The 26250-nt window shown below is 44.9% G+C and carries 19 protein-coding genes and 1 pseudogene; 13 read left to right on the top strand and 7 right to left on the bottom strand.

The window, feature by feature from the left end; genetic code table 11:
- The first annotated feature begins 229 nt into the window (after positions 1 to 229).
- The 11 genes and pseudogenes from RT657_RS02210 (at position 230) to RT657_RS02160 (ending at position 16724) form a co-directional block, all read left to right on the top strand.
- Positions 230 to 418 (top strand): hypothetical protein, encoded by a 189-nt coding sequence (locus RT657_RS02210; protein WP_047416694.1) that lies wholly within the window; start codon positions 230 to 232, stop codon positions 416 to 418.
- A gap of 32 nt (positions 419 to 450) precedes the next feature.
- Entirely contained in the window at positions 451 to 792 is a 342-nt protein-coding gene (locus RT657_RS02205) for a hypothetical protein (protein ID WP_313652140.1), read from the top strand.
- Positions 793 to 837: 45 nt separating this feature from the next.
- Positions 838 to 1650, top strand: a complete 813-nt coding sequence (locus tag RT657_RS02200; protein WP_313652138.1) for a hypothetical protein — start codon at positions 838 to 840, stop codon at positions 1648 to 1650.
- Between the two features lie 634 nt (positions 1651 to 2284).
- Positions 2285 to 3952 (top strand): AAA family ATPase, encoded by a 1668-nt coding sequence (locus RT657_RS02195; protein WP_313652136.1) that lies wholly within the window; start codon positions 2285 to 2287, stop codon positions 3950 to 3952.
- Positions 3945 to 5126, top strand: coding sequence for a hypothetical protein (locus tag RT657_RS02190; RefSeq protein ID WP_313652134.1), 1182 nt, complete (start codon positions 3945 to 3947; stop codon positions 5124 to 5126). The genes RT657_RS02195 and RT657_RS02190 overlap by 8 nt, the downstream gene beginning before the upstream one ends.
- A 129-nt stretch (positions 5127 to 5255) precedes the next feature.
- Positions 5256 to 6376 (top strand): IS3 family transposase gene (locus RT657_RS02185; RefSeq protein WP_313652132.1). Its coding sequence is split into 2 segments (ribosomal slippage): positions 5256 to 5514 and positions 5514 to 6376, totalling 1122 coding nucleotides; the frame shifts between segments, so codons are not numbered across the junction.
- Between the two features lie 1260 nt (positions 6377 to 7636).
- The gene (locus RT657_RS02180; RefSeq protein ID WP_313652130.1) at positions 7637 to 9109 is read left to right on the top strand and encodes a hypothetical protein; all 1473 of its coding nucleotides are present in this window, start codon (positions 7637 to 7639) and stop codon (positions 9107 to 9109) included.
- 416 nt (positions 9110 to 9525) lie between these two features.
- Positions 9526 to 10233, top strand: a complete 708-nt coding sequence (locus tag RT657_RS02175; protein ID WP_313652128.1) for a hypothetical protein — start codon at positions 9526 to 9528, stop codon at positions 10231 to 10233.
- 430 nt (positions 10234 to 10663) lie between these two features.
- On the top strand, positions 10664 to 11767 hold the full coding sequence (locus RT657_RS02170; protein WP_313652126.1) for a DUF3800 domain-containing protein: 1104 nt from the start codon (positions 10664 to 10666) through the stop codon (positions 11765 to 11767).
- 343 nt (positions 11768 to 12110) lie between these two features.
- Positions 12111 to 12501, top strand: a pseudogene (locus tag RT657_RS02165) (transposase); the annotation flags it as partial.
- A 266-nt stretch (positions 12502 to 12767) separates the two neighbouring features.
- Positions 12768 to 16724, top strand: coding sequence for a P-loop NTPase fold protein (locus tag RT657_RS02160; RefSeq protein ID WP_313652124.1), 3957 nt, complete (start codon positions 12768 to 12770; stop codon positions 16722 to 16724).
- Positions 16725 to 17100: 376 nt separating this feature from the next.
- Here the strand turns inward: RT657_RS02160 and RT657_RS02155 are convergent, their stop codons facing one another.
- The 3 genes from RT657_RS02155 to pth all read right to left on the bottom strand — a co-directional run bounded on the left by RT657_RS02155 (position 17101) and on the right by pth (position 20295).
- Positions 17101 to 18294 carry an integrase arm-type DNA-binding domain-containing protein gene (locus tag RT657_RS02155; protein WP_313652122.1) on the bottom strand — a complete coding sequence of 398 codons (1194 nt, stop codon included), beginning with the start codon at positions 18292 to 18294 and terminating at the stop codon, positions 17101 to 17103.
- 214 nt (positions 18295 to 18508) lie between these two features.
- The gene (gene ychF / locus RT657_RS02150; RefSeq protein ID WP_128084712.1) at positions 18509 to 19600 is read right to left on the bottom strand and encodes a redox-regulated ATPase YchF; all 1092 of its coding nucleotides are present in this window, start codon (positions 19598 to 19600) and stop codon (positions 18509 to 18511) included.
- A gap of 107 nt (positions 19601 to 19707) precedes the next feature.
- On the bottom strand, positions 19708 to 20295 hold the full coding sequence (pth, locus tag RT657_RS02145) for an aminoacyl-tRNA hydrolase (RefSeq protein WP_111140259.1): 588 nt from the start codon (positions 20293 to 20295) through the stop codon (positions 19708 to 19710).
- 255 nt (positions 20296 to 20550) lie between these two features.
- Here pth and ychH point away from each other — a divergent pair, with 255 nt between their 5' ends.
- Positions 20551 to 20826 carry a stress-induced protein YchH gene (gene ychH, locus RT657_RS02140; protein WP_313652117.1) on the top strand — a complete coding sequence of 92 codons (276 nt, stop codon included), beginning with the start codon at positions 20551 to 20553 and terminating at the stop codon, positions 20824 to 20826.
- Here ychH and RT657_RS02135 read toward each other — a convergent pair.
- From RT657_RS02135 to lolB, 4 genes are all read right to left on the bottom strand, one after another.
- Positions 20823 to 21974: a GGDEF domain-containing protein gene (locus RT657_RS02135; protein WP_313652115.1), complete on the bottom strand. Its 1152-nt coding sequence runs from the start codon at positions 21972 to 21974 to the stop codon at positions 20823 to 20825. The two genes, ychH and RT657_RS02135, sit on opposite strands and share 4 nt — an antisense overlap.
- Before the next feature lie 208 nt (positions 21975 to 22182).
- Positions 22183 to 23130 (bottom strand): ribose-phosphate diphosphokinase, encoded by a 948-nt coding sequence (gene prs, locus RT657_RS02130; RefSeq protein ID WP_111140256.1) that lies wholly within the window; start codon positions 23128 to 23130, stop codon positions 22183 to 22185.
- Positions 23131 to 23266: 136 nt separating this feature from the next.
- A complete protein-coding gene (gene ispE, locus RT657_RS02125) occupies positions 23267 to 24124 on the bottom strand; it encodes a 4-(cytidine 5'-diphospho)-2-C-methyl-D-erythritol kinase (RefSeq protein WP_313652112.1) in 858 nt (285 codons plus the stop codon).
- Positions 24121 to 24744 carry a lipoprotein insertase outer membrane protein LolB gene (gene lolB, locus RT657_RS02120; RefSeq protein ID WP_313652693.1) on the bottom strand — a complete coding sequence of 208 codons (624 nt, stop codon included), beginning with the start codon at positions 24742 to 24744 and terminating at the stop codon, positions 24121 to 24123. The genes ispE and lolB overlap by 4 nt, the downstream gene beginning before the upstream one ends.
- Before the next feature lie 216 nt (positions 24745 to 24960).
- Between lolB and hemA the strand changes: the two genes are divergently transcribed.
- Positions 24961 to 26217, top strand: coding sequence for a glutamyl-tRNA reductase (hemA, locus tag RT657_RS02115; protein WP_313652110.1), 1257 nt, complete (start codon positions 24961 to 24963; stop codon positions 26215 to 26217).
- Positions 26218 to 26250: the final 33 nt, after the last annotated feature.

Below are 26250 nucleotides of genomic sequence, written 5' to 3'. Positions count from 1 at the left end.
AATTGATTATTTTAAATTGTTTTTTTATTTGTACTCATAATTGTACTCATTTTGGAGTTGGCTCGAATTCGTAATGCGAAGGCTGTAGTTTCGACTCCTCTTTGGGAGCTCGGAAGAAATAATTTCAAACATCCAGGCTGTCGTTGATTCTGGCTATAACGCGGTGCAATTTGATTGCGGCGCCGAGCTGGTGGACCGATTACCAACCTGGTACTAGTATGAGAAAGCTATGAAGGCTGAAGACATTATTAATGATGTGTTGGTAGATGTAGGCAAGACGCCAGAAGAGCTGCTAAAAGCAACGATTTTCGATAGCCTGCCAGACAGTATAAATGGGTTGGCGAAAGAGCAGGGATGGTGTGATATAGAAGTGCATGAAAAAGTGTACGCTGTGGCCTGGAAAATGATCAACCGTTAGCCAACAGATGCATCGCTTACAAGGAATCGCGAATGACTGATACAGCATACTCAAAAGCTCTGCAAAAAGAGGTAGACCCTGAGCAATATGTAGCACTATTGGGTTTAGATGACAGCACAGTACATGCCTTTGCTCGAGAAGATACAGTCTGTCCAATATGCGAGGCTAATGGTGGTTCTTATGTAAGAGCATCTGTAAACGATACTTATCGCAAAAAAGCTCATTTCAGGTTTGTGGGAGATAACGATATTAGCGCACATCACCCGTCTTGTGATTTTTATGGCGATCGGCTTTCTAATGAAGTCAGACAACATCTTGTGCAGTTCACTACGGATCGCACGAAAATCACTCATGTAATCAGAAAGATGGTTTGAGCAGGTATTCAGGAAAAAATCTTCACGCAAGAAGCAATGCGCAATATGAGGCAATGGTTTTTTGCTAAACGGTGCGAGTCAACATTCGAAATCGCCTTGAGCGAAGAGCAAATCGATTGGTTAGCATATATTGTTGCGCTGCCTGTTTATCCGTATGCGTGGCATAGAGATGACCTTTTACCTTTCCACCCAATGCAGGCTATCGTGCCTGGTTTCGATTGGGATAAGGCTATTTCGAGAGAAGCGGTAAGGTTGCATCAACCGACGTTGAGGCGTCTGGATGAACTAAACCTTCACCGGAAGCACATTGAGGAACTGCAAAATTATATCTCAAAAACCCAACATGCTACACTTTTAGACCCTGAGCTATTGAAAGAAGAGTATGCAAAGACCCTTCAATTAAACTCTTTCATTATCAATAACTACATAGAATTTCAGAATGAGTCAGTTAAAGACAGAGCAAATGGAGAGGAAAAGTTACTCGCATTTTCCGCCTTGCTGTTGTTCGTTGCTAACTGGGATATTGATGAGGCAATTGCGAAGTTTTCGGTCATTGCCAAGGTTCGGCACGTAGAGGATTGGCTCGCCGGCAACTTCATGGGGTTGAACCCATACTTTAAGTTTTCAATTGCCAACACAGCTAAAACACTGCAGGACAACTGGTCGATTGATTACCAGGAACTTGAAGGATGGCAGGTTGAACAGTCTATGAGAGAGGCGTATGTGAGTTGTAGCCTTACGCGTTCGCTTCCGCTACCCCCTCTACAGCCTGATATTTACGTCACGACTCATTTAGAAAGAGCCAGGAGAGCGGCAGAGATAAATCGTATGATGGAAAACGACACCATTGACTTTTAGTTTTACCTATCCACAGTAATAAGACGCAACTCGTTGACATTGGCGGTCACAAATTGAGGCTCTCTATAAGAGCCAGTTGAACGCCACTTTCTTAATCCTCCCCTGAATTGGTCTAAATAGTTGACATTTTCTTACGGCATCTCTTATATCCAAAATCCTGCGTGCCAGAACTCGTGGACAAACAACTGCAACATAGCCGCAGGTGGCATGGATGCAGAGGGGGAGTGTGTATCCAGCAAGAACCACCGGGGACATAAATCAGGCATTGAATTTGACCAGAATTGATAAGTTCTAGATATCAATTGATTGCAATCTAACAAGGCCCCCTGACAGGCGATAAGAAATGCTCACGTGATAAATCTGCAACGCACGGAATCATCATATTGTCACGCTTGGATCAAAATTTTTCACACAAATCCTCGCACGTGATAAAAAACAGGTATAAAATCGTTCTTAACGAAACACGAGTGCTAGGAAAATTAGTGTAAACAGTGTTTCTTTAATTTTTTCGTGAAAAATATAGAAATTCATTGTTATGGATAAGTAATATTGATAATCGAAAAATAATATATAGATAGCTGAAGGAACATACTCATAGTATGTTTTCTTTAAATGGATTTTTGTGGAGATATCAGTGGAACTAGTTTATGTGTATGTATCAGAACATAAAATACTTACTGAATTTGGAGCATCATTTAGTTCTAATTATATTGTAAAATTAACAAATTGGAACATAACAATACTAAAAAAAACTGCTACAATTGATTATTACAATGGCCTAAATATCAAAGCGATTGTTGGAAAGAATGGCTCAGGCAAATCCTCTTTGTTAGATTTTATTGAAGAATCATGTTCCCCATATACTGAATCAAGGGGGTTTGTCATCTGGTATGATTCGCAAAGTGATGAGTTTATTGTTCATGATGTTAATCGTGTGTTGAATGAATATTCTCTGGATTTTTGTTTAGGTTATAAAATAATAGATGATAATAGTCGATTTCTGAAAAGAAGAAATTATAAGATATATAAAGTCAATAGTTTGTCTTCCACTGAATTATTTTCTTTTCAAAGCCGAAAAAGAAATGTAATAGACTATTCTATAGGTAATCAAAATAAGTTTAGAGGGGTTAAACGGACAGTAAATCTACAGAGGTTGTTAAATTTTTTCAACAATAGTCAATGGCTTATTAATAAACAAGCGAATTATACTTACACATTCTATTTTAAAACACCAAGCACGTCAATAAGAAAATGGGTTGAGCGTATTCTCAATGGTGCAAAAGAGAGCGTTAATGTAGATGGAAGTAAGTCTAATGATGGTCAATATGGTATTGATTTGAATTTTTTCCCAAATATCTTTGATGATTTTGAAGTTAGCCTTAGATCTATTTTTCAAAATCTTGTGATGAGGAATATTTTTAGTTTTATTAAAATGTTCCCATCTCTTCGTATAGGTAATTCTGAATATACAAATGCATTTTGTTTATATTTTATTGAAAAAAAATTCTTTCAAGAAAGATTGACGAGCAATATATTTGTCGAGTGTCTTATTGAGTTCAATCAGATGTGGGAAAGCCAATCAAATGCACGTAGTTATAATTTTGATATTCAATATGTTCGGTTTTTATGCCAACGATTTTTTGATTCCATGCGCACCATTTCAGAAATAACCTGTGCATCAGTTGATAGAAGGTATTTAAAAAATGGAGATGCATTTAGTACTAATGATTATAATTCAATAATTTCCATGCTTGACGGTTTGTCATCGCTCCACCCTGGCTTAGCTAGCAATTTCAAATATGGGTGGGAGGGGTTCAGTACTGGCGAATTTGCAAAGCTTAATATATTTTCTTCGCTTTTCAATATAATACAGGAGGGAGGGGTAAAAGGTTTAATAGTAATTGATGAAATAGACCTATTTCTGCATCCAGAATGGCAGAGAACATTAATAAGTGAGTTGATATCGTTTTACAATGATTATAAAAACGTGTCAGACTTACAGTTTATAATAACTACACACTCACCTCTTATCATCGGTGATTTGTTACCAGAGGATATAATTTCTTTATATATTAACGATGATGGTATTCCAGAAAGAACGGAATCTTTTGGGTTCGGTACTGAAATTACCGATGCCTATGTTTCTGGGATGCATATAAAATCAACCTTTGGTGAGCATTCAAGGAAGAAATTAGTTGAATTGATTGATAAGAAAGTCACCAATGATTTAGATGCGAACGATAAATTGCTTGCTGCAAAAATATCAAATAAAGAATTAAAAAAGAGATTGCTTGATGATTAAATTCAATTACAAATTGAATAAAAGTTTTACTAAGAAAATTGATCACGATTTTATTTTGAGTTCTATGTTGATTTCTGCTGAGAAAGTAAAGAACGAATGTTGTCAACAAGATTATAAAAACGCTAATTTTCTGATAAAACTTTTAACACTAGCAAACTTAAGGAAGTTAGTTTTCTGTAAACCAGAGTTTTTTTCTCATTGGGTTGGTCTAATATATAATAATTTACCTATACTTGCAGATAGATATAATCAGGAATTAATTTTTAAAAATGCCAGTGTTGATTATGATTTAATTAATTTAAATGCAAATAGTGCTCAAGTTAAAGCGAGAATAATTGAGTACGGCTCATATTTGCTTGTGGAATTAAGTCGATTATATTTCATATACGATTCAAAGATAAGTCATTATTTATATAATGAATTATGCAAAGAGATGACAGTGGCAAATGTAAAAAAAACCTTGCGCCAAATGAAGCTTCTGAGCGAGGGGAATAGCAAAATTTTATCAAATAAAAAGTCAGCCCCGCATATAGTTTACCCGCTGTGGGTAAATTCTTTTCAAAACATTTTTGATTATAAAAAGCTAAGTACAAAATTTGGCTATGAACTGGTCAAAGCCAGTGGCTTGAGGGTTTGTCCATATTGTAATGCAGAAACAATTAGAACGATTGATGGTATTAAAAAGCATAGGCCAGATATAGACCATTTTTTACCAAAATCAAAATATCCATTTTTTGCGGCATCTATTTTTAATTTCATACCAGCAGGAAGTGCTTGTAATCGTTCATTTAAAGGAAGTGTAGATGTTTTAACTGGTTATATTCATCCTCTGATTACTGGAATTGACGATGTAAAGTTATTTGATTTCAATTATGACATGATTAATTCATGTGTGCAAATTAACATCAATGATATTGATTGTTTCGATAATAATAGAAGATTATTTGAAATTGACGCTGTTTATCAAGACCCATCCTATGAGGAAATTTATCTTTCAACACGTAAGCAATATAAAATCTTAAAGGATGCAAAGCCAGGTGAAAATATTTTTAATGATAAGGATTTAATGGATACTTATTTTTACACAAATAAAACGAATCAAAATAGAGTTAACATGAAATTTGAGCGAGAAGTACTTTCTGATGTTATAGAACATGTTGAGAATAGAAGATAAACATATTATATCTAGAAGGTATGCTGCTTAGTTGTGAACTGACATTTTGTAGATAATCTGACCTGCTCCCCGTTGATTAACACACCCCGATGTTAGTAATGTCTTCATAAGCCACATGAGGACATCCCCATGAAGAAGCGTTTTTCCGACGAACAGATCATCAGTATTCTTCGCGAAGCGGAAGCCGGGGTTTCTGCCCGTGAGCTCTGCCGTAAGCACGCCATTTCCGATGCCACTTTCTACACCTGGCGCAAGAAGTTTGGTGGCATGGAAGTCCCTGAGGTGAAGCGGCTTAAATCTCTTGAAGAGGAGAACGCCCGCCTCAAGAAGCTACTTGCCGAAGCCATGCTGGATAAGGAGGCGCTTCAGGTGGCTCTGGGGCGAAAGTACTGACGACAGGCCAGAAGCGGGAAGCTGTTGAGTTTATGTGTGATGCGACCGGTCTGTCGCAACGTCGTGCCTGCAGGCTTACAGGTTTGTCCCTGTCGACCTGCCGTTATGACGCTCAGCGTCCATCTGCTGATGCACATTTATCAGAGCGTATCACTGAACTGGCGCTTGAACGCAGACGTTTTGGTTACCGGCGCATCTGGCAGCTACTGCGTCGGGAGGGCCTTCACGTCAATCACAAGCGGGTATACCGTATTTACCACCTTAATGGACTGAGCGTAAAACGCAGACGACGCCGTAAAGGGCTGGCGACCGAACGGTTTCCGCTTCTACGTCCGGATGCGCCGAACCTGACATGGTCGATGGATTTCGTTATGGACGCATTGGCCAACGGTCGCAGGCTCAAGTGCCTGACCTGTGTGGATGATTTCACGAAGGAGTGTCTGACGATCACCGCTGCTTTCGGTATTTCAGGCGTTCAGGTCACGCGTATTCTGGACAGTATCGCGTTGTTTCGCGGTTATCCGGCTACGATAAGAACCGATCAGGGCCCGGAATTTACCTGCCGCGCGCTCGATCAATGGGCTTTTGAGCATGGTGTGGAACTACGGCTTATCCAGCCGGGCAAGCCGACACAGAACGGATTTATTGAGAGCTTTAACGGCCGATTCAGAGATGAATGCCTGAACGAGCACTGGTTCAGCGATATCGTTCACGCCAGGAAAATCATTAACGACTGGCGGCAGGATTATAACGAGTGCCGTCCACATTCATCGCTGGATTACCAGACGCCAGCTGAATTTGCAGCGGACTGGCGAAACGGGAAATATGAAGAAAAACCAACCGACATTACTAACTGAAGGTTGTATCTAATCTTGGGGACAGGTCAGCTACTCTCAGATTATGCATCCGAGTTTGAGGGCTGGGCTCTTGTGGGCAATAGACAACTACGTTATCCACTTCTGGGCCTAGAACTCTCCTCCTCCACTGATTGAATGTTTCTCCCTGAACAACCCCAGGGACTTTGGAAAGATGCGGTTTTCCATCAAAATCAACAATTACCGAGTGGATCTTTAAGATTTGATAACAGTAACGCTCTTTAGCTGCCACTTTGTTCCTTCCCTTAGGAAATTTTTATTTACTATCTTGCCATAACAGAGTTGTCACGCAACATAGATTTGTTGATTAGCTTTTCGCTGAAATCGTTCAAAGAGGATATCGGGAGGGTATGTAGATGCGTTAACCCGCCTAGTTGCTAAAAATGGGCGATCAACACTATTCAGCACTGGCAGGCTAACCATGATGAAAACATTTAGCGCTTTGAAAAAAGTGATTTAGTGATTGCGGCTTTGTAGGCGAGCCTGGTCTCTGACTGTGCAATTCTGCATTCAACGCAGAGTCGGGTTGCTGTCCTTCACCAGCAATTCATCCCTAAGCAAGGATGCTGTCCGCTGCGTCATCAGCCTGTTGTACGGAGACCAGCCCGGCAGATTCAGAGGCCAGTTACTTCACTGATTAATCGGTTAACAGGCAGAACTGAAATGAGTGACCTACAAAAAAACACCCTTCCAGACCGCCCAACGTTTCCGGATTTTGACCTAGTAGACCAGCTAGCTACCGCTGCTGTTTAGTGTCAGATTCGCATCTCGTACAATGGTAGGGGAAAACCGCCGATGGCTTTCCCTAACTCTGACAGTTGCAAGGAGCGGCGGTTTTGAGCAAATTCGAGGTTTCAAAAGAATAAAACCAGAGAATAACATGCGCCTACAACCGCTATTTAATATCACCGGAAGAGAGTTGCACCTCCTAATAACCGGTAACGTTTTACGTATCCGCTAATCCCATTCTGACCAAGCTGATATTTAATCGCTATTTACGTCTGCAAGGTATATAGATGTATCTATTATGCTCTGTATACACTCTATCTCTATATTACTGTATATATGTCATTACATACTATAGCCATTATCCAGTATCAGCTATCACGAGGCTCCAGCCTCCAATATTATGATCATTATCTAGCATCTGAACCTTGTTGGGTTCACACAAGATTTGCGTAACTCAGTTGTAAATAAATGGGGTCAGGGCATGGTGCTTTGATCTCAATATACAGGTGAATTATGAAACCATACATTACGCATAACAATATCCTTGTGACAGATTCAACGCTGGACTATTTCAAGTCGGTCGTTTTCAGTATTACTTATAATGGTGTGCCAAGTCTGCGACGTCCATTTTGTCGTAATATAGCAGTATTCCTTCAGCATGTTATTTGTGTGTCGACCTGTAGTCGTAAAAACAAGAAGAGAGCAAAGATTAAGGCGAATAAAAAATGGTCCTATTCTGTGCCTGTTCCATTTGAATTAGGCCGGGAGAAACTTCCCGGCGTATTTAAGAAAAGTGGGCCGACCAATGAGCGTGCAATCGAGGCATTGGCAAGCGCGGGAATCATCAAACTAACCGGGTATTCTAATGTTCAGCACTCATGCCGGGAATATGCTGTTTCTCAACGTTTTCTGTGTAAGTTGTTTGGCACCGACAGAGAGGCATATCTTAGCCGCAAGGATCGTTACCATTATCTGACTGACATTTTCACCAAGCGTAAAAGTTACTCATTTGACGAGCTGATTGGGATTGCCATTGATCGTGGGCAGCATGCCAAACATAAGCAGTCTAAACGCGATATCCCTAACGTTGCCTTCAGGGAGCTGGTAGTGAGTGTCTGGAACAAACTTGAGCCGGTTGAAATCAATCTGGATGCACTGCTGGATTACTATAACGAGTATCCCACAAAGAAGAACAAAATGTTCATTTTCAACTTCCTGTCGCGACTGGCTGAAACAGGTGTGGATTTGGTGAAGGAATCACCGCTAACGGTTTCTTACAGGCAGTCGTATAAAACAGCGTACATCGGCGGGAGATCCTTTGAGATTGGTACAGGCTTCCAGACTCTACCGTCTAAAATGAAGTGGGCGTGTCTGGCACGTGGTGTGAACTATGACATCAAGGGATGCCAGCTTGAGATACTACGGCATGAGCTGCTGAGTATTGGCATTTCGGCTAAATCGCTGGAGGTGCTGGAAACTCAATATATCTGCCGGGTATTACGTGTCGCAGAGGAGTTGGTAAAGCAATTTAGGTTCTCCAGCGTATTCAATGCCGGGTTCGTTACGCTATCACTTAAATCCAGTACCCGACGCTTGTTGAATAGTGAGCTAGGTAGGGTAGAAGCAAAGCGAGTACTGAAACGCTGGAAGCACCTCCTGAAACCCCTGAGGCGAGATCTGGCTTTACTGCTGAATCATTACGAAAGCACAGCTAAAACGAATCGTTACGGTAAATGCGTTACCAACGCGGTAGGGCAACCATTCAACATTACCTATAAAGATGTGGCATTGCGTAAACGCAGGAAGTCAGATGTGATGCGCCGGAAGCTGTTGTCGCACATGTTACAGGGGCTGGAAAGCCGGGCTGTTTACGATTACGTTGCCAGCCATAAGGGGGTTTGCGCACTGGAGCACGATGGGTTTGTTTCTTATGAAGAGGTAACTGACTGGTCCCATCCATACCTTTTGATTGAGAAAAAGCACTAAAGGATACCATTCAATCAATTAGCGCTTATCCGGGTTCATAAACTCGACGGGATACTAGGAACTTTCATTATGTGCATAGCCAGCAGGTGACCCTGTCCTGCTTTCAGTTAGGAGCTGGCATTTAATTTATATTATTTTCAGGTTATTACATTCAATATCCACCACAATTCCTTATTAACAGCGTCTCCGCAGCAAATCGTCCACAGCTGCACCCGACAGAAATTGATACTATTGTTTGTCGAGAGGTACTGGCTGGTGGCTGGAAAGCGATAACAGGGCGACGAACCACAATATATTCCCCTTTTGTTACTTTGATACGATTGCTCAAAATGGGCGGTAACACTGAGATCGTTGATATGACAGCATGTTACATTGCTACTTTTGTTACCGTTGAAAACATCAAGTTGGAGCGCTAAATGGATTGGCCAAAGGAGTACAGCAAGACGACTCAAGCGGTTAGGGATGCGGCGTATAAACGCTACTATGTTGAAGCAATCACCCGGTCGGTTCTGCTACCGGGACAGGCGAAAACCGCTTATCACGATGGACTACTAACGACGGATTATTACCTTTTCCTGTTTACCTGTAGGGAGAATCCGAAGCTTACTGGGTATTTTACCTGTGGCTTGTATGCAGCAAAGGGGTGGTTCGAGTTGAACGGACAGCGACCAGAGGAAATTCCATCATACAACCCCCTTACGGGCGAGTCCTCCGGTGATAGTAAAAAGGGTGGCAGCGGGGTTACAAAGCCGCTGAAAGCTGAATCAGACCCAAGAATGAAACGTCTTATCAGGGTACTTCAAACGTTCATTTCTCTGACGGACGATGAGAAAAGGAAAATCAAAGGCGAATCAACCACACTGACTGTCCTACAGAAGCTCATAAAAGCGTCAAAAGATGCCCCCACTACGTCAAATATCAGATCAGTAAATACCACTCTGTACAAAGCGCTCAAGGATGGTCGTCATGGTGGTGCTCGTACATTCACTCAACTAGTTGATCATTACGAGATTCTTCTTGGTGTGACTTTCAAAAAGATATCTATTGATGATTTCAATCAGGAAATCGACGCTACTCGCAACAAGTCAGCGACATATCCGTATATCCCTTTGGCATCATTCTGAAATTAAGAGCTATCGTCCTGTCTGCTATTGGCCCATCGATCAAGCGTAGTGGTCGTAAGCTCTGCTAGAAGCGAGGGGCAGGGCACCGCTTCTGTTACCAAGCGGCCTCAGTCATTGAGCAGAAGGTTCGCTGTGAGCGAGGAGCGGAAGTTTCTGGTATGCTTAACAGCAGTGCTAAATAGCTGTTCCAAATGATAGAACACTTAGTAGCTAATGGTGATTATTTTGCTACTCATCACCTGAGCCTTGATATAAAAGTGTTTCGGGGCATGAAGCTGACTTTTTCTTGTGCTACAAGGCTCCTGTAGGATGTAGAGATATTAAGATCTGCTATTTAGATTAGCTACATATAAATTAGTTATTTTGGGATCAATAGTTCTATAAATAAAAATTGCTTACCCTGAAGAACATTAATAAACACGGAGGAAAAATGTCAAATCAATATTTTTTAGATGAGAGTGGAAATACTGGAGATCTGGTTAAAATCCCACCAGATTTGAGTTTTGCTAACCAACCATTTTTTGCATTATCTTGTATCGGAGTTCTTGATTGCGATGACCTTCAAAAATATATTGATTCATTAAAAAACAAACACAAGATCCAAGGAGAAGAGTTAAAGTCTAAAAATCTATATAAATCAAAACCAAAATTCATCTATGATTTATTTGATTACATCGCAGAAAATGAATTACCATTTTATGTTGAGGTTGTTGATAAAAAATATTGTATTGCTGTCTCAATTGTCAATCAGCAGATCTGTCCGCCATATTTTCAACAATTTGATTCAGACATCAATGCTCAGGGATTTCGTAACGAACTCTCTGATTACTTATCAGAAAATCTACCACTAGAATGCTACATGTCTTTTTTTGAGGCATGTATAGATAAGTCCGAAGTCGCTTTGCTAGGGTCAATGAAAAAGTTGAGAAACTATTTCAAAAGTAGAGAATTTACTTTCAAGTATAAATCTGAAGCTATGCGCTGCTTGCAATCAACTATCAGATTCTATCATTCTAATAAATCATCAAACACTGATTTAATAAAAAATCTTGTTCCTATACCTGACATTAACAAAAAAGGTAATGAAATACACTTATTGCCTCATGTGCATTCATGGTTCAACCTCATGGGGAAAGTAAATAAGCACCATAATGGTGATATATCTGATGTGACATTTTTTCATGACAAACAGGATCATTTTGATGATATTTTGATTTTCTGCTCGGAGCAATTAAAAAATTCAAGCGTAAAAAACCCATTCGATCCAACAACGGATTTTAATATAAAAACGGACTTGGATTTAAAATTCCCAGACTCAAAAAAATCTGCGGGAATTCAGCTTGCAGATGTTCTAGCAGGTTATATTTCACGCTATGTCATGGAGTATCTTTACGATAATTCTTTAAAAGATGATTTATATCATGATATTTTTTCTAAATTGATAGCTTGTTATGGCTCTGACAAAAACTTTGGAGTTAACTTTGTTCTTCCAATCAACAGAAGGAACACAATATTTAAAAAATTCAATTTATAAATAAATATACTCAAAAACTTCAAGTATGACGGGTATAGTAGTTAGTTGCATCGACCCATTGAACTCACAGCACAAAACGGACCGTTTGAAGAGCCGAGAGGTCTGCTAAGAGTGAGATATAGTCATTCGTACCCTGAGAATTACACTTTAAAGTGATTTACGGTATGCGCTTACTGGTTACGAATATTGAGCGAGAATCATGCGGTGATCGCCGCTTTTCTTTCAAGCCAGTAGGTGCTCCACGTTCCCTAACGAATACTCAGGGCATGCAGATAAACTGCTGGCTATATTTCTTGCGAAGAACGTGGAATGCATACCAATCCCTAATAAAAAAGAGTTGGTGATGACTGTCACTAATCAGTTTGCTACACACATTAGTTTGGACTAGGTAGATAAAAAAACGAAGTCTTTGTTCAGTTTAAAAACGGTGAACGCGTGTTCCATGTGATTGAACATACAGCAGAAGCGCTTGATGTCTGGGTTACTGAGTTACACCAGAAGGTAAAAGACAGAATCGCAATAGCTCTCGAACTGAAGAAGGGCCTCGTGGTATATGCTCTTCAAAAATATTCCTTTATCATCATTTTCTCTGTCCACGCTTTGTCCCAGGTTACCGGCAAGCCTTCTCGCGCAGTGGCGCTAAAGATGAACTGCAGGATGCCTAGCTGGCATTAGAGTTAATGCTGCGTTACCCCCAGAAGATAAAAGCCATTGAACCCGACAATGAGGATATCTAAATGGGCGTATCAACGTTAGTCAGTAAATATCGATGGAGCTCGGATATGGTGATGGGCGTGGCAGATATGTAGCATGGGTGTACCATAAGCTTGATCTTGAGTGAGCGTAATCTGTGACACTATCGTGGGCAAAACCTGTGCAGCGTGAAAAATGCTATAAAAAACAGGTTCTAGCTTATTCTTTTAACCACATGATTCTTTTGATTTATGCTAGGATTGTCTCCAATTTATGAATTTAATATTCGTGATTGTGAGGACACTCAATGGCGCTGTCTTTTGGGCTGAAAACGGCCGCAGACTGGTTACACAAAGCAGTCGCAAGATTCCAGTTTGCTTCAGGCAACATTTCCGGGACGGAAAATCCACCTGAAACGCAATCGTCGATTGCCGGGGCTGAAACTGTAGTAACGGAAAATGAATTCCAAACACTAACCCCGATTGTCGATCCTGATAAAGAGGGCTATCAACCCTATTTTAAGGCGCTGGATTATGCCCTCAGCCGGGATGATGTGAAGAACATCGCCATCACAGGCCCCTATGGCGCCGGCAAAAGCTCGGTTATTCTCTCATACCTTAAAAAAATTGAAGGGCGAAAGCGGCTGTGGCACCGCCTGAAATATTGGCTCAGGTTTACAAGTTTAAAACCAGCGGATGAGCACGTGACTATCTCACTGGCAAACTTTGAAACGGATGAGACGTTAAAGAGTTCCGAGTCTTTATCAAAAGAACAAAGCATTGAATACAGCATATTGCAGCAGATTTTATACAAAGTGGATAAAGGTACGCTGCCAGATTCGCGGGTAGAGCGCATCCACACTCGAAGTGTTGGGCAAATACTAACAACATCTTGTTTGCTGTTTTTTGTTCTCGCACTGGCAATTGTTGTCACTACATTGTTGTTTCCTCAAAAAATCGTCAGCACGTTTTCATTATCGTCAGAGGTAAGTCACTTCATTGCTATACATCCGGTATGGCGTTGGGGATGTATTGGTTCGCTATCGTTTATCATTTGTTGGTATTTACTATCCCGTTTTTATCGGATAGGATTTTTTGACAGGAAAATTGCGCTTGATAAAGTAAATCTCCTAAAGGCGGAAATTGCAGCTGAAAAACAGAATACGGCTTCCCTGCTAAATTTGTATATTGATGAGATTGTTTATTTCTTCCTTAAAACAAAATATAGGGTTGTCGTATTTGAAGATTTGGATCGTTTAAATAATGGCCATATTTTTATTAAACTCCGAGAAATAAATCAAGTAGTAAATAATTCCAGTCTCTTGGAAAAGAAACCTATTAAGTTTATTTTTGCAGTCAGGGAGGATTTATTAAAGGATGCTGAATCACAAACTAAATTTTTTGATTTCATTGTGCCAATTATACCCGCAGTAGATAGTGAGAATGCTTACGATATATTAAGTGGTAAAGTTATAAATTTTAATGCAGCAGATAAAGAACAGTTTTTCAAAAAGGTATCCCTTTACCTGACTGATATGCGGGTAATGAATAATGTTATAAATGAATTTAATATCTTTAAAAAATTAATCACGGGTGAGATTTCTGATGTAAAGTTATTTTCTTTGATAATGTATAAAAACTTATGCACCAAAGATTTTACTCTTCTTGATAATCAGGATGGTTTTTTATACAGAGTAGTTAATGCCTACTCTAAGAGAGCACTACATGAAGTGTATTTTAAAGATTTGGAAATAAGTATTTCTCAACAGAAAGAAAAATTAGAGAAAGCACAAGAAGAATTGCAAACATCCAGTTTAAATCTGAGGGCTGAAATCCTAAGACGTTATCTTCCTGAACAAATTGAAGCGAACACAGTGTTTTATATAAGCCATAATAAGCATGGGCAGATTGGGAATAGTTGGAGCTTTGTTGAACTTTGTGAAAATGAATCTTTGTTCTGTGATTTTCTGAACAGAGAGCTTCCATCTGGAACAGCGATCTCTCATGCAAGAAACGGGTATCACTATCATGATGCCTTCCCAATCTCACGGGACAAGCGGTCTGAAAGTTTACGCGAATACAACAAGCGTTCACCTATCATTTTAGACAAAAATCAGAAAACAATTGAGCAATTATCTAAAAGTATTTTAAATACACAGCGTGTTCTTTCTCAACGAAAAGGTATATCCCTTCATGATTTATGCGAAAAAATTACATTAACAAAATTGCGTGAATGGTTGCTCAAAGTACCATCAGCAGATGATGGATTAAGTAAAAATACAGCCAAGGCATCGGCGATCAATTTCAATGTGGAATTGTTGTTTTTCATGTTATCAAATGGATACATAGAGCAGGATTATATGCAGTATCGCTCTATCTTCCATGCAGGTGCTTTAAGTAAATCAGATAACGTTTATATCCAGAAGGTCGCTGCCAAGGTGAATTTTGAGGAATTGAAAGATATACATCTGAATAACGTTTCCAATGTTGTGGATAAAATTGAGTCACTATCATTTAAATATTATGAAGGGATTTTTCATCCGCATATAATTGGTTTTTTGATCAACTGCCGAGTTGATTTTGCCCGTGATGTATTTATTCACTTATTCAATCATTGCTCACCCGGGTTAATTGTTCGCACTATGCGGACGTATTTTTATGAATTCAGTAATGATACCTATCAAGATTTAATTAATTTAACTTTAGGCAATGAAAAGACATTGGGTAAATTGACGGAGGCGATGAGCACTTACCGTGACATAGACTCTGATGATGATTTTTATCAGCAGCTATCTGTGTCATTTCTTCGTTTTGGTCTGATAGAAAACATTACCCGACAAAGTGCTGTTCAGGATTATCTGCATGAATTAAAAACAGATACTACATTTTTTACATACATACAACCCGATGAGATTGCGTCATTCAGCATAAAATTAAAAGAACTCAACATTGTATTCGATAGCGTCAGTGAAGCTAGCGGTGAAAGTGAACGTGTGTTGGTGAAGTTTATCGCAGAGAATTTTCTGTATGTGTTTAATATTAATAATCTCACTGCAGTGTTTAATGCGTACTCTGATAACAGAAAGAATGTTGAGGAGCTATCGCGCAATCCGTATACCTTAATCATTAGTGAAAAAGTCCCATGCTTAACTGAGGCTGTAAATAAAAACATTGAGATGTTTATCCTTGAATATTTCATTCATTCTGAGGAAAACGTTGAGTCTGTTATTTCACTCATTAACTCAGATGTTACTGAGCATTCCAAAGAAATTATCATTGAAAGCATGAATTTTGAAGTTCAGCAGCTGTCGACAGTTGAAAATATCAGGTTATCTGTAGTAGATGGAGTGTCATTCACTGTTTATGACCTCTTGTTTAAACATGGGCGTGTCGCTGCCAACTGGGATAACATCTTTGACTATATGTTTACCGATGTCGACGATGAGATATTGTGGGAGTTTTTTGCTCACCATCCGGAGGCGCTTTCAGGCCATAAGGTCAGTGTTCCTGAGGAGTCTGTTGATAATGTTGTAAATCACATCATTTCAGCAGCAGATAAGCCAGACGCGTTGTATGCACAGTTGATTAGCGTGCTGCCTGTGAGCATCGACCAAGCAGTCAGTGACCTGCCACTGACAAAATTTAAAGCACTTTGTGACAGCAACAGAGTTTTGCTGTCAGAAGCGCTCTATAAAGACGTACTCAGTATTTATGAAGGACAACGTAGCAAGGGCCTCAATGGGTGTCTGTCGCTTATGATTAGAAACAACGTTGCTGTTTTTGAAAGTAATATTGAGTTTTACTTGCAAGATGACGAAGATTTCGATAATGAACTTATTGAGCTTGTGCTCAATGATGACGATATAGCGTTGACGACTAAAGTTTCAATCATCGACATTATCTGGCCGCACTATACCAATAGTTTCTTCGACCATATAAGCGTGAATAGTAAGATCAGTATGGCTCTTCTTCTTAATGTTTCGGAAGATGACACCCGGCTTGTGTTCTTGAATCATCTTTTAGAGTTTGAAAAACTGCCTTTTGAATACATCAATCGTGCACTTATGGCCTTCGTGTCGGAAGAATACAATTTGATTGCGGATAAAACCAAACGAGCAAAAGTACTCAAAACTGAAGGTAATGAGATCCTTTTAAAGTATTTAACGCATTGCTACTTTATCAGCAGTTATAAAGACAAGGGGGAATCCTTTGAAGTGTATCATTACCGTAAGATGTTTCTGGACGAATCACCAGAGGATGATTAACTCGCCACTTAAAAAATCCGACAGATGGATTGAATTGTCTTCATATGATCACTAGTATTGACGGGTTGTCATTCTGAGGTGTAAAAATTCATTTATCGAAGGCGTGTATTCGAATGCTTGTCAGAATGCAGCGGCGTTATGAAAAGGTCACCCTTAAAAGGTGGCTTTTTCGCTTTCAGGAGAGATGAAAACATCATTCGTTTTGTCAGCCTTGTGTTATTAGAGTGACGGAAAAACAAGGGGAACATAGCGCTGGGTGAGTACAACAAACAATATCCGTAAATCGGATGGTTACAAAAATGTAGGTCGAAAAGTAATTTTTATATTTTTTTGAGAATAATCGTAATAATCAGTTTTAACCACCAATGCATTATGTTTACGAAACATCAATATTGCTGTGTGTGCTTCCTACCCATCCTTCAAGTTTATCTGCCCAGTCTTGCATCATAACCTTTCGCTCATCAAGATACGTCGCATGGTTGTACGTGCGGCGAACGTTGTTGGTATCAGCGTGCGCAAGCTGAGCTTCGATAGCATCAGGTCGATAGCCCATCTCGTTTAACCGTGTGCTGCCTGTGGATCGGGTTGCGTGTGGGCTGTAAGTTCCACTCCAGCCGAGGCTTTTAAGTAGCTGGCGCAGCGAGTGCGATGTCATTGGACCTAACGGATTATCCCTGCCCGGAAAAAGGTGCTGCCGATGCCCGGTTAATCCCTGTAGTGTTCTGAGCATTTTGACAGCTTGGAAGGGTAGGGGAATAACGTGTTCTCGGCGGGCTTTCATTCGCGCTGCCGGAATGGTCCACAGGGCGTTATCAAGATCGAATTCTGTCCATTCTGCTTCGGTGGCTTCTGCAGGACGCGACAATGTCCACCACATAAGCCACATGCAATAGTTAACCTGGTACGAACCACGACTATTGTCAAAACAGCTTAATAACTTCCCGATTTGCAGAGGATTCAGTGCTTGTTTGTGCTGTGTCTTATTGGCCGGAATGGCCTTGCGCACAGGCCAGATAGGATCGCTATCAGCTCTAAGTGTCGCTACTGCCAACTCGAAAACTGATGAAATGGTTCGACGGGCTTCAGCGGCAACTGTCGGTGCTCCTCGTTTAGCAGTTTCTTGAAGAATTTTAAGAATGTGGTGTGGGGTGATCTCCCTGACCGGGAGCTTACCGATTGCGGGAAAAACCACTCGTTCAAGCATATCCAGTCGGCGCGTTTTGGTGATCTCGGCCCAGTCTTTCATCTGCAACCACTCTTTGGCGATCAGCTCAAAGGTGTTAGAAGCGTCATTGACCTTGCGGATCTTATCTAATTGACGAGCCTGTGTCGGGCTAACTCCATCTGCGACTTGCTTACGCGCTTGCTCGCATTTCTCGCGGGCTTCAGCAAGTTTGACCGTCGGGTACTCACCCAGCGCAAACATGCTGGATTTACCGTTGAGTTTAAACCGATAGCGCCATGCCTTTTTGCCATTGGGTTTCACTTCGAGGTAGAGACCATTGAAATCATTGAGTCGATAGAGTTTTTCTTTCGGCTTGGCAGTGCGGCATTGCGTATCGGTGAGCATAACGGGGCCTTGTTTAATTACTATACCGTTATTGTACTCACTTAAAATGAAGATGGAAGAATGTTGTACTCATCTATGTACTCATTTTTGACAGCGTTGTTACGAGATGATTTGAGACATTATGAAATGAAAAATCCACGCAATTGCGTGGATTTTATAGGGTTTCTCCGTTGTTATGAGGTTCAGCGAAACCTCATGAGACAACAAATTTTATTTAGACGTTAAACAGGAAGTTCATCACATCGCCATCTTTCACGATGTACTCTTTTCCTTCTGAACGCATCTTGCCGGCTTCTTTCGCACCCTGTTCGCCTTTGAAAGCGATAAAGTCTTCAAACGCGATGGTCTGGGCGCGGATAAAGCCTTTTTCGAAGTCGGTATGAATTTTACCGGCTGCCTGTGGCGCCGTCGCGCCGACCGGGATAGTCCATGCGCGAACTTCTTTCACGCCTGCGGTGAAGTAGGTCTGCAGGTTCAGCAGGGCGTAACCGGCGCGGATCACGCGGTTCAGGCCCGGCTCTTCCAGACCCAGTTCAGCCATAAACTCGTCACGATCTTCATCTTCCAGCTCAGCAATGTCTGACTCAACCGCAGCGCACACCGGAACCACGACAGACCCTTCCGCTTCAGCGATAGCGCGAACCTGATCCAGGTACGGGTTATTCTCGAAACCATCTTCATTGACGTTGGCAATGTACATGGTCGGTTTCAGGGTCAGGAAGCTCAGGTAGCGGATGGCGGCTTTCTCATCCGCATCCAGATCCAGTGAACGCAGCATGCCCGCTTCAGAGAGGTGCGGCAAACACTTCTCCAGCGCAGCCAGTTCCGCCTTCGCATCTTTATCGCCACCTTTGGCTTTCTTCTGGACGCGCTGAATCGCACGCTCACAGGTGTCGAGATCGGACAGCGCCAGCTCGGTATTGATCACGTCAATATCTTCAGCCGGGTTCACTTTCCCTGCGACGTGGATAATGTTGTCGTTCTCAAAGCAGCGAACCACATGGCCGATCGCCTCGGTTTCCCGGATGTTGGTCAGGAACTGGTTGCCCAGACCTTCACCTTTTGACGCGCCTTTCACCAGACCAGCAATATCGACAAATTCCATGGTAGTCGGTACCACGCGCTGCGGTTTAACGATCTCAGAGAGCTGATCGAGACGCAGGTCAGGCATTGGCACAACGCCCGTGTTTGGCTCAATGGTGCAGAAGGGGAAGTTAGCCGCTTCAATACCCGCTTTGGTCAGCGCGTTAAACAGAGTGGATTTACCGACGTTCGGCAGGCCCACGATACCGCATTTGAATCCCATGGTTTAATACCCTTTATGACTGGATGGACAGTGCGCCAGACGACGAACTGTCGGAGACGAATTGAAAATTTCGCGCATTATACACGGAAACGCGATGTTTCGGGCGTTTAAGCCGGTTTGAAGGCGTGCAGCCGGTTCATCGCCTTGATGCGATCCTCTTTCAGCCACAGTTCAGTGCAGCGCGCCGCTTCATCTATCGCATCATCGATCAGTTTCTGCTCGCTGGCGGGCGGCTTGCCCAGCACAAATCCGGTCACCTTGTTGCGGTCGCCAGGATGGCCGATGCCGATACGCAGACGGTGAAAGTTGTTGTTGTTGCCCAGCTTGCTGATGATGTCTTTCAGCCCGTTATGGCCACCGTGGCCGCCGCCTTGTTTGAACTTTGCCACGCCAGGGGGCAGATCGAGTTCGTCGTGTGCCACCAGGATCTCCTCCGGGGCGATGCGATAAAAAGTCGCCATCGCCGCTACCGCCTTACCGCTCAGGTTCATGAAGGTGGTCGGCACCAGCAGACGCACATCCTCTCCGGCTATCGCCAGACGGGCGGTGTAGCCATAGAATTTGCTTTCCTCTTTCAGTGACTGATTGTGACGTTCAGCCAGTAAATCCAGATACCAGGCACCCGCGTTATGACGCGTGGCGGCATATTCAGCGCCCGGATTGGCAAGGCCTACAATCAGTTTAATGCTGCTCACAATGATTATCCTGCGGTTATTGCGAAAGGGCGTTAGTTTACTTCGCTCTGCGCGAGATGACAAAGCAGAAGCCGCGAAATGGTTCAGGAGGGTGATTAATCATTTTCTATCTGAATCAATAGGCTGCCGTCAGTACCACGCAATCCTTTATGGCTGATGTGTGATCCAGTACGCAACGTTCACGTCAGCCATTGCCTAAACTTATGGCACTTAACATTGTGTGCGGTTCTTAACCTGTATGGATGGAGGTTCAGCATGAAACATCAACACTGCCGTATGGCGGGTAACAGCCTGATGATACTGGGATTAGTCACGATGGTTCTGGGCGTGGGTGTCTCCATTGCAAACCAGCTGCCCACCCTGAATATGCCGCAGATTCTGGCGCAGGGCGCGATTTTAAGCATTTTTATTGGTGCGCTATTATGGCTGGTGGGCGCACGTGTCAGTGGTCGTGAAAAAGTGGAAGATCGCTACTACTGGCTGCGTCACTATGACAAACGCTGCCGCCGGTCGCCCGATTCTCACCATTAATGTATAGCGACAGGATGCTGATGTTGTTCGGTGCGGTTCCGGCCGCTGGCCTTAGCCTGATAGAGCGCGGCATCTGCCAGTGCCAGTAAGTCTTCAAACCCCCGCTGCGCATGTGTGACCGTCGCAAACCCGATGCTGACCGAATAGGCGACCGTGTCGGGCCGCGACGCACAGACGGCCAGGCGAATCGCTTCACACCAGCGTTCTGTTTCTTCTGCCGCCGCGGGCAGTATCGCCGCAAACTCCTCACCGCCCATGCGCGCAAAGCGTCCTTCAGCGGGCAGCAACGTTCTGACAATCCCGCAAAAGTGGATTAAGACTTTATCACCCTGCTGGTGGCCATACTGATCGTTGATGCTTTTAAAATGATCCAGATCGAACAGAATGGCGCTATAGGGCCGGTTCTGACGCCTGCATCGCGCCACAATTTTCTCCGCTTCATTAAACAAGGCGCGTCGGTTCCACACGCTGGTGAGAGGATCGTGCAGTGAAGTCTGTTTCAGCGTTATCTGCATCCGCTCATTAACCATGGCCAGAATGGTAAACGCCAGCCCGATAACAAACAGAATGGACTCCAGGATAACGTAAACCGAGAAGGCTGATCCGCCAATCGCGCCCGGCTTTGCGCTGGGGATCGCGCTATCCACAAACAAACGCGCCAGATGAAACAGCAGATGGATCCAAAGCAACAACTGCGCGGGCCAGAAGGTGACTCTCAGCGTCTCGCGGGCCTGCCACATCAGCTGAATCAGGGCCGCGGTATAGAGGATGCAGGCGATGCAGAGTATGACCACCCGTCTGGGCAGGCTGTTGTAAAACGCCGGAAAACAGCAAAGAATCGCCCAGATCAGGGCACCCAGTAACCAGTGATGACCGATCGGTTTGCCGCAGAAGCGCCGGAAGGCATTCAGCAATGCGCCATAGGCGAGCATCACGACAACATTGCCAACCACAATCGGCAGGAAGTGCAAACCACTGCTGCGCAGGCTACTCAGTAACACGGAAATCAGGGTAAAAATCAGCGACAGGCTGGTAAAACCCAGCACGCGATCGCACTGCGAACCCAGCCAGGCAAAAACCATAATAATGCTCAGAAACCCCAGAACATAGAGCTCGCAGACAAACAGAGTATATATATCGAGACGCATGATGACGGGTTTCTGATGAGAAATGGCGCTGCAAATTACCATTTAATGCTACAGGGCAGAAGCGGGGAACACAGGGTTTTATAAAAAGAGTGAGAGGCGTCAAAAACCGGGGGTTTTAAGGGAATTTATCGCGCCAATATCCGAAAAGAGAGCGCGTTAATCCGGAGAGGGGAAAAAAAACCGGGCACAGGGCCCGGTTTAGCGAAGATTAGTGCTCGAACATGGCCGAGATAGACTCTTCGTTACTGATGCGGCGAATCGCTTCGGCCAGCATGCCGGACAGGGTCAGCGTGCGAACATTCGGCAGGGACCGGATCTCTTCAGAAAGCGGGATGGTATCGCAGACGATAACCTGGTCGAGGACTGACTTACGCAGATTTTCAACGGCGTTGCCGGAGAAGATTGGGTGAGTAGCGTAAGCAAACACGCGTTTCGCACCACGCTCTTTCAACGCTTCCGCCGCTTTACACAGCGTGCCGCCGGTGTCGATCATGTCGTCGACCAGCACGCAGTCGCGGCCAGCAACGTCACCAATGATATGCATCACCTGAGAAACGTTCGCGCGAGGGCGGCGTTTATCAATGATCGCCATATCGGTGTCGTTCAGCAGTTTGGCAATAGCACGGGCACGGACTACGCCACCAATATCAGGAGAAACAACAATCGGGTTTTCCAGACCGATCTGCATCATATCTTCCAGCAGGATCGGGCTGCCAAATACGTTATCAACCGGGACGTCGAAGAAGCCCTGGATCTGCTCGGCGTGCAGGTCAACCGTAAGAACACGGTCAACTCCGACGCTGGAAAGGAAGTCTGCCACTACCTTAGCGGTGATAGGCACACGCGCAGAACGCACGCGGCGATCCTGGCGGGCATAGCCAAAGTAGGGGATGACTGCGGTAATACGACCAGCAGAAGCACGACGCAGTGCGTCGACCATCACAACCAGTTCCATCAGATTATCGTTGGTGGGAGCACAGGTGGACTGGATGATGAAAATATCACCACCGCGTACATTTTCGTTAATCTGTACGCTCACTTCACCATCACTGAAACGACCGACAGCGGCGTCTCCCAGACTGGTGTAAAGGCGGTTGGCAATACGTTGTGCTAGTTCCGGGGTGGCGTTACCAGCAAATAGCTTCATATCAGGCACGAGAAGAACCTCAGGCTTTGCGTCCAGAGAATGAACGGCATGATTGTAACCGGCGCGTACAATCATGAGCGTTCACACGGGTGTGTTGATGCGAAAGGTGCAGCGTCCGGAACGTGGTGACGCTGTCACGCTTTCGCTAATCGCCCTGCAGAGTACGCTGTAGCGGCGAAACGTTTACGCCCCGGGCTACAAATCCGCGTACCCCCTGCGGGGCAAGCTCCAGCACCTGGCGGGCAGCAGACTCGGTGTCAAATTCAGCAAACACACAAGCGCCTGTGCCAGTCAGGCGTGACGGCGCGTATTCTAGCAGCCAGGAAACAAGCTCATCAACCTCACGAAAACGTTTTCTTACCACTGCTTCACAATCATTGGTGAAGGGTAAGGCTAAAAGCGTCGATAAACTGCGCGATGGCGTATCCCGTGTCAGTTCAGGATCGTTAAACACCTGCGGGGTACTGATATGCACGCCGGGATGGGCGACCAGATACCATTTCTCTTCCGGCCCGGCGGGCTGCAGCTCTTCGCCTACGCCCTGCGCAAAGGCCGCAAAACCCTGAACGAATACCGGGACATCCGCGCCCAGCGTCACACCGATGGCCGCCAGCTCATCCGGCGTAAAGCCGGTCTGCCACAGATGATTCAGCGCAACCAGTACAGTGGCCGCATCCGACGAACCGCCGCCCAGACCGCCGCCCATTGGCAGCTGCTTTTCGAGGGCAATCTGCGCACCCGCGCGGGCGGGCAGGCTGTTTTTCGCCTGCGCCGCCTGTTTCAGCCGGTTGGCTGCTCGTACAATCAGGTTGTCCGCATCAGCGACGCCGGGCAGCGGCGTCAACAGCGTAACGGTATCGCTGTCATCAACGGTGATCTGCAACCGGTCGCCATAATCAAGGAACTGAAACAGCGTCTGCAGGTTGTGATAGCCGTCAGGACGACGGCCGGTGATATAGAGAAAAAGATTCAGTTTCGCCGGAGCGGGCCAATGGGTGATCATTGTACGGTCCAGCCGTCCATACGCAGTTTGATGCGCTGGTCACCCTCTTTCAGCTCCAGACTGGAGGGCAGCGGCGGGGTGACTTTGCTGTCGTAACCGGCGATGGAAACCTGCCAGGTCTGACCGTCGCGGCTGTAGTTCAGGCTGCGCAGCTGATAGTTTTCGTTAAGCTGGTAGTCGGTGGCATCGCCCGGCAGGCCCATCATCCACTGCCGCAGGTTCGTCAGCGGAATGTTCATGCCGGTGAGCTGCGAGATCATCTTCTGTGCATCGTTGCTGACGTAGCGTTTGCCCTTATTATCAACGATCTGCACGACGGAACCCTGCGCATCCAGCTGCAGTTCAGTGCTGCCGAGCGGATTGGTCAGCAAGAGGCGATAGCGATCGGGCGCGGTCTGCTGCCAGTTGAAGCGGGCATAGACCTTCTGTTTATCGGAGAGGTAAGCAAAGGCGCCGCGCGTCTGATAATGCGTGACCTTTGAGACCGCCTGCTGATGCTGTTGCCACTGTGGCGCGGTGACGCTGGGGCCGGGACCTTGCGGTTTGTTGACGCTACAGGCCGCCAGCAGGACGCTGGCAAGGGGCAAAAGGCGCAACAGATTGCGTGGTGAAGTAAGCATCAAGTGGTCATCTCCTCGGACACATTGATTATTCGTAACGGATAACGCTAACCGCCCTGGTTTTAACCGTCAATGCTGTTATGCAGCAAATTGCGGTTGATCAGGTTAATCTTATTACAGTCATAGCCTTTGTATGGCTTTTCTTGATCTGCCGCATCTTGTAGAATGCGCCTCACAAAACCCTGACATTATTGGGACATCCCAACCAAAACGACCATGACGCTGCTTGCTCTCGGAATCAACCACAAGACCGCCCCCATTGCTCTGCGCGAACGTGTTTCGTTCGGGCCGGAGACGCTTGAGCAGGCACTCAACAGCCTGTTATCACAGCCAATGGTGCAGAGCGGTGTGGTGCTGTCCACCTGTAACCGGACTGAGCTCTACCTGAGTGTAGAGCAGCAGGCCGATTTACAGGCGCGTCTGGTGAACTGGTTGTGCAATTACCATCAGCTGAATGAAGAGGATGTGCGTAACAGCCTCTACTGGCATCAGGATAACGAGGCGGTCAGCCACCTGATGCGCGTCGCCAGCGGGCTCGATTCACTGGTGCTCGGCGAACCGCAAATCCTGGGTCAGGTTAAGAAAGCCTTTGCGGACTCCTCGCGCGGTCAGGCGCTGAGCAGCGAACTGGAACGCATGTTCCAGAAAACCTTTTCGGTCGCCAAGCGCGTGCGCACGGAAACCGATATCGGTGCCAACGCGGTGTCAGTGGCGTTTGCCGCCTGTACCCTGGCGCGCCAGATCTTTGAATCCCTCTCTTCGGTCAATGTCCTGCTGGTGGGCGCGGGTGAAACCATTGAGCTGGTGGCGCGTCATCTGCGTGAACATCAGGTCAAAAATCTGATCATCGCCAACCGGACCCGCGAACGCGCCGAAACCCTGGCGTCGGAAGTGGGCGCTGAGGTGATCACGCTGGCGGAGATCGATGCCCGCCTGGCCGAAGCCGACATTATTATCTCTTCTACCGCCAGTCCATTGCCGATTATTGGCAAAGGAATGATGGAGCGCGCCCTGAAAGCGCGACGCAACAAACCGATGCTGCTGGTCGATATTGCCGTGCCGCGCGATGTGGAGCCGGAAGTGGGCGACCTGCCTAACGCCTATCTCTACAGCGTGGACGATCTGCAGGCGATCATCGAGCAGAACCTGGCGCAGCGTAAAGCGGCGGCGGTGCAGGCCGAAAACATCGTCGTTCAGGAAAGCAGTGAATTTATGGCGTGGCTGCGCTCGCAGGGCGCCGTCAACACCATTCGTGAATACCGCTCTCAGGCGGATGAGATCCGTGCTGAGCTGGAAGGCCGCGCGCTGCAGGCCCTGCAACAGGGCGGCGATCCGCAGAAAATTATGCAGGAACTGGCGCACAAGCTGACTAACCGTTTAATTCATGCTCCAACCAAATCACTTCAGCAGGCCGCCCGCGACGGCGATAATGAACGCCTGCAGATTTTACGCGACAGCCTGGGTCTCGATTAGGCGCACCGCTGTCGCCACCTGTTACGGGAATCC

Origin of the sequence: Pantoea sp., assembly GCF_032114055.1 — a bacterium.
Classification (GTDB): Bacteria; Pseudomonadota; Gammaproteobacteria; order Enterobacterales; family Enterobacteriaceae; genus Pantoea.
The sequence above is the reverse complement of the archived record's forward strand: the minus strand, read 5'-3'. Positions and strand labels throughout refer to the sequence as shown.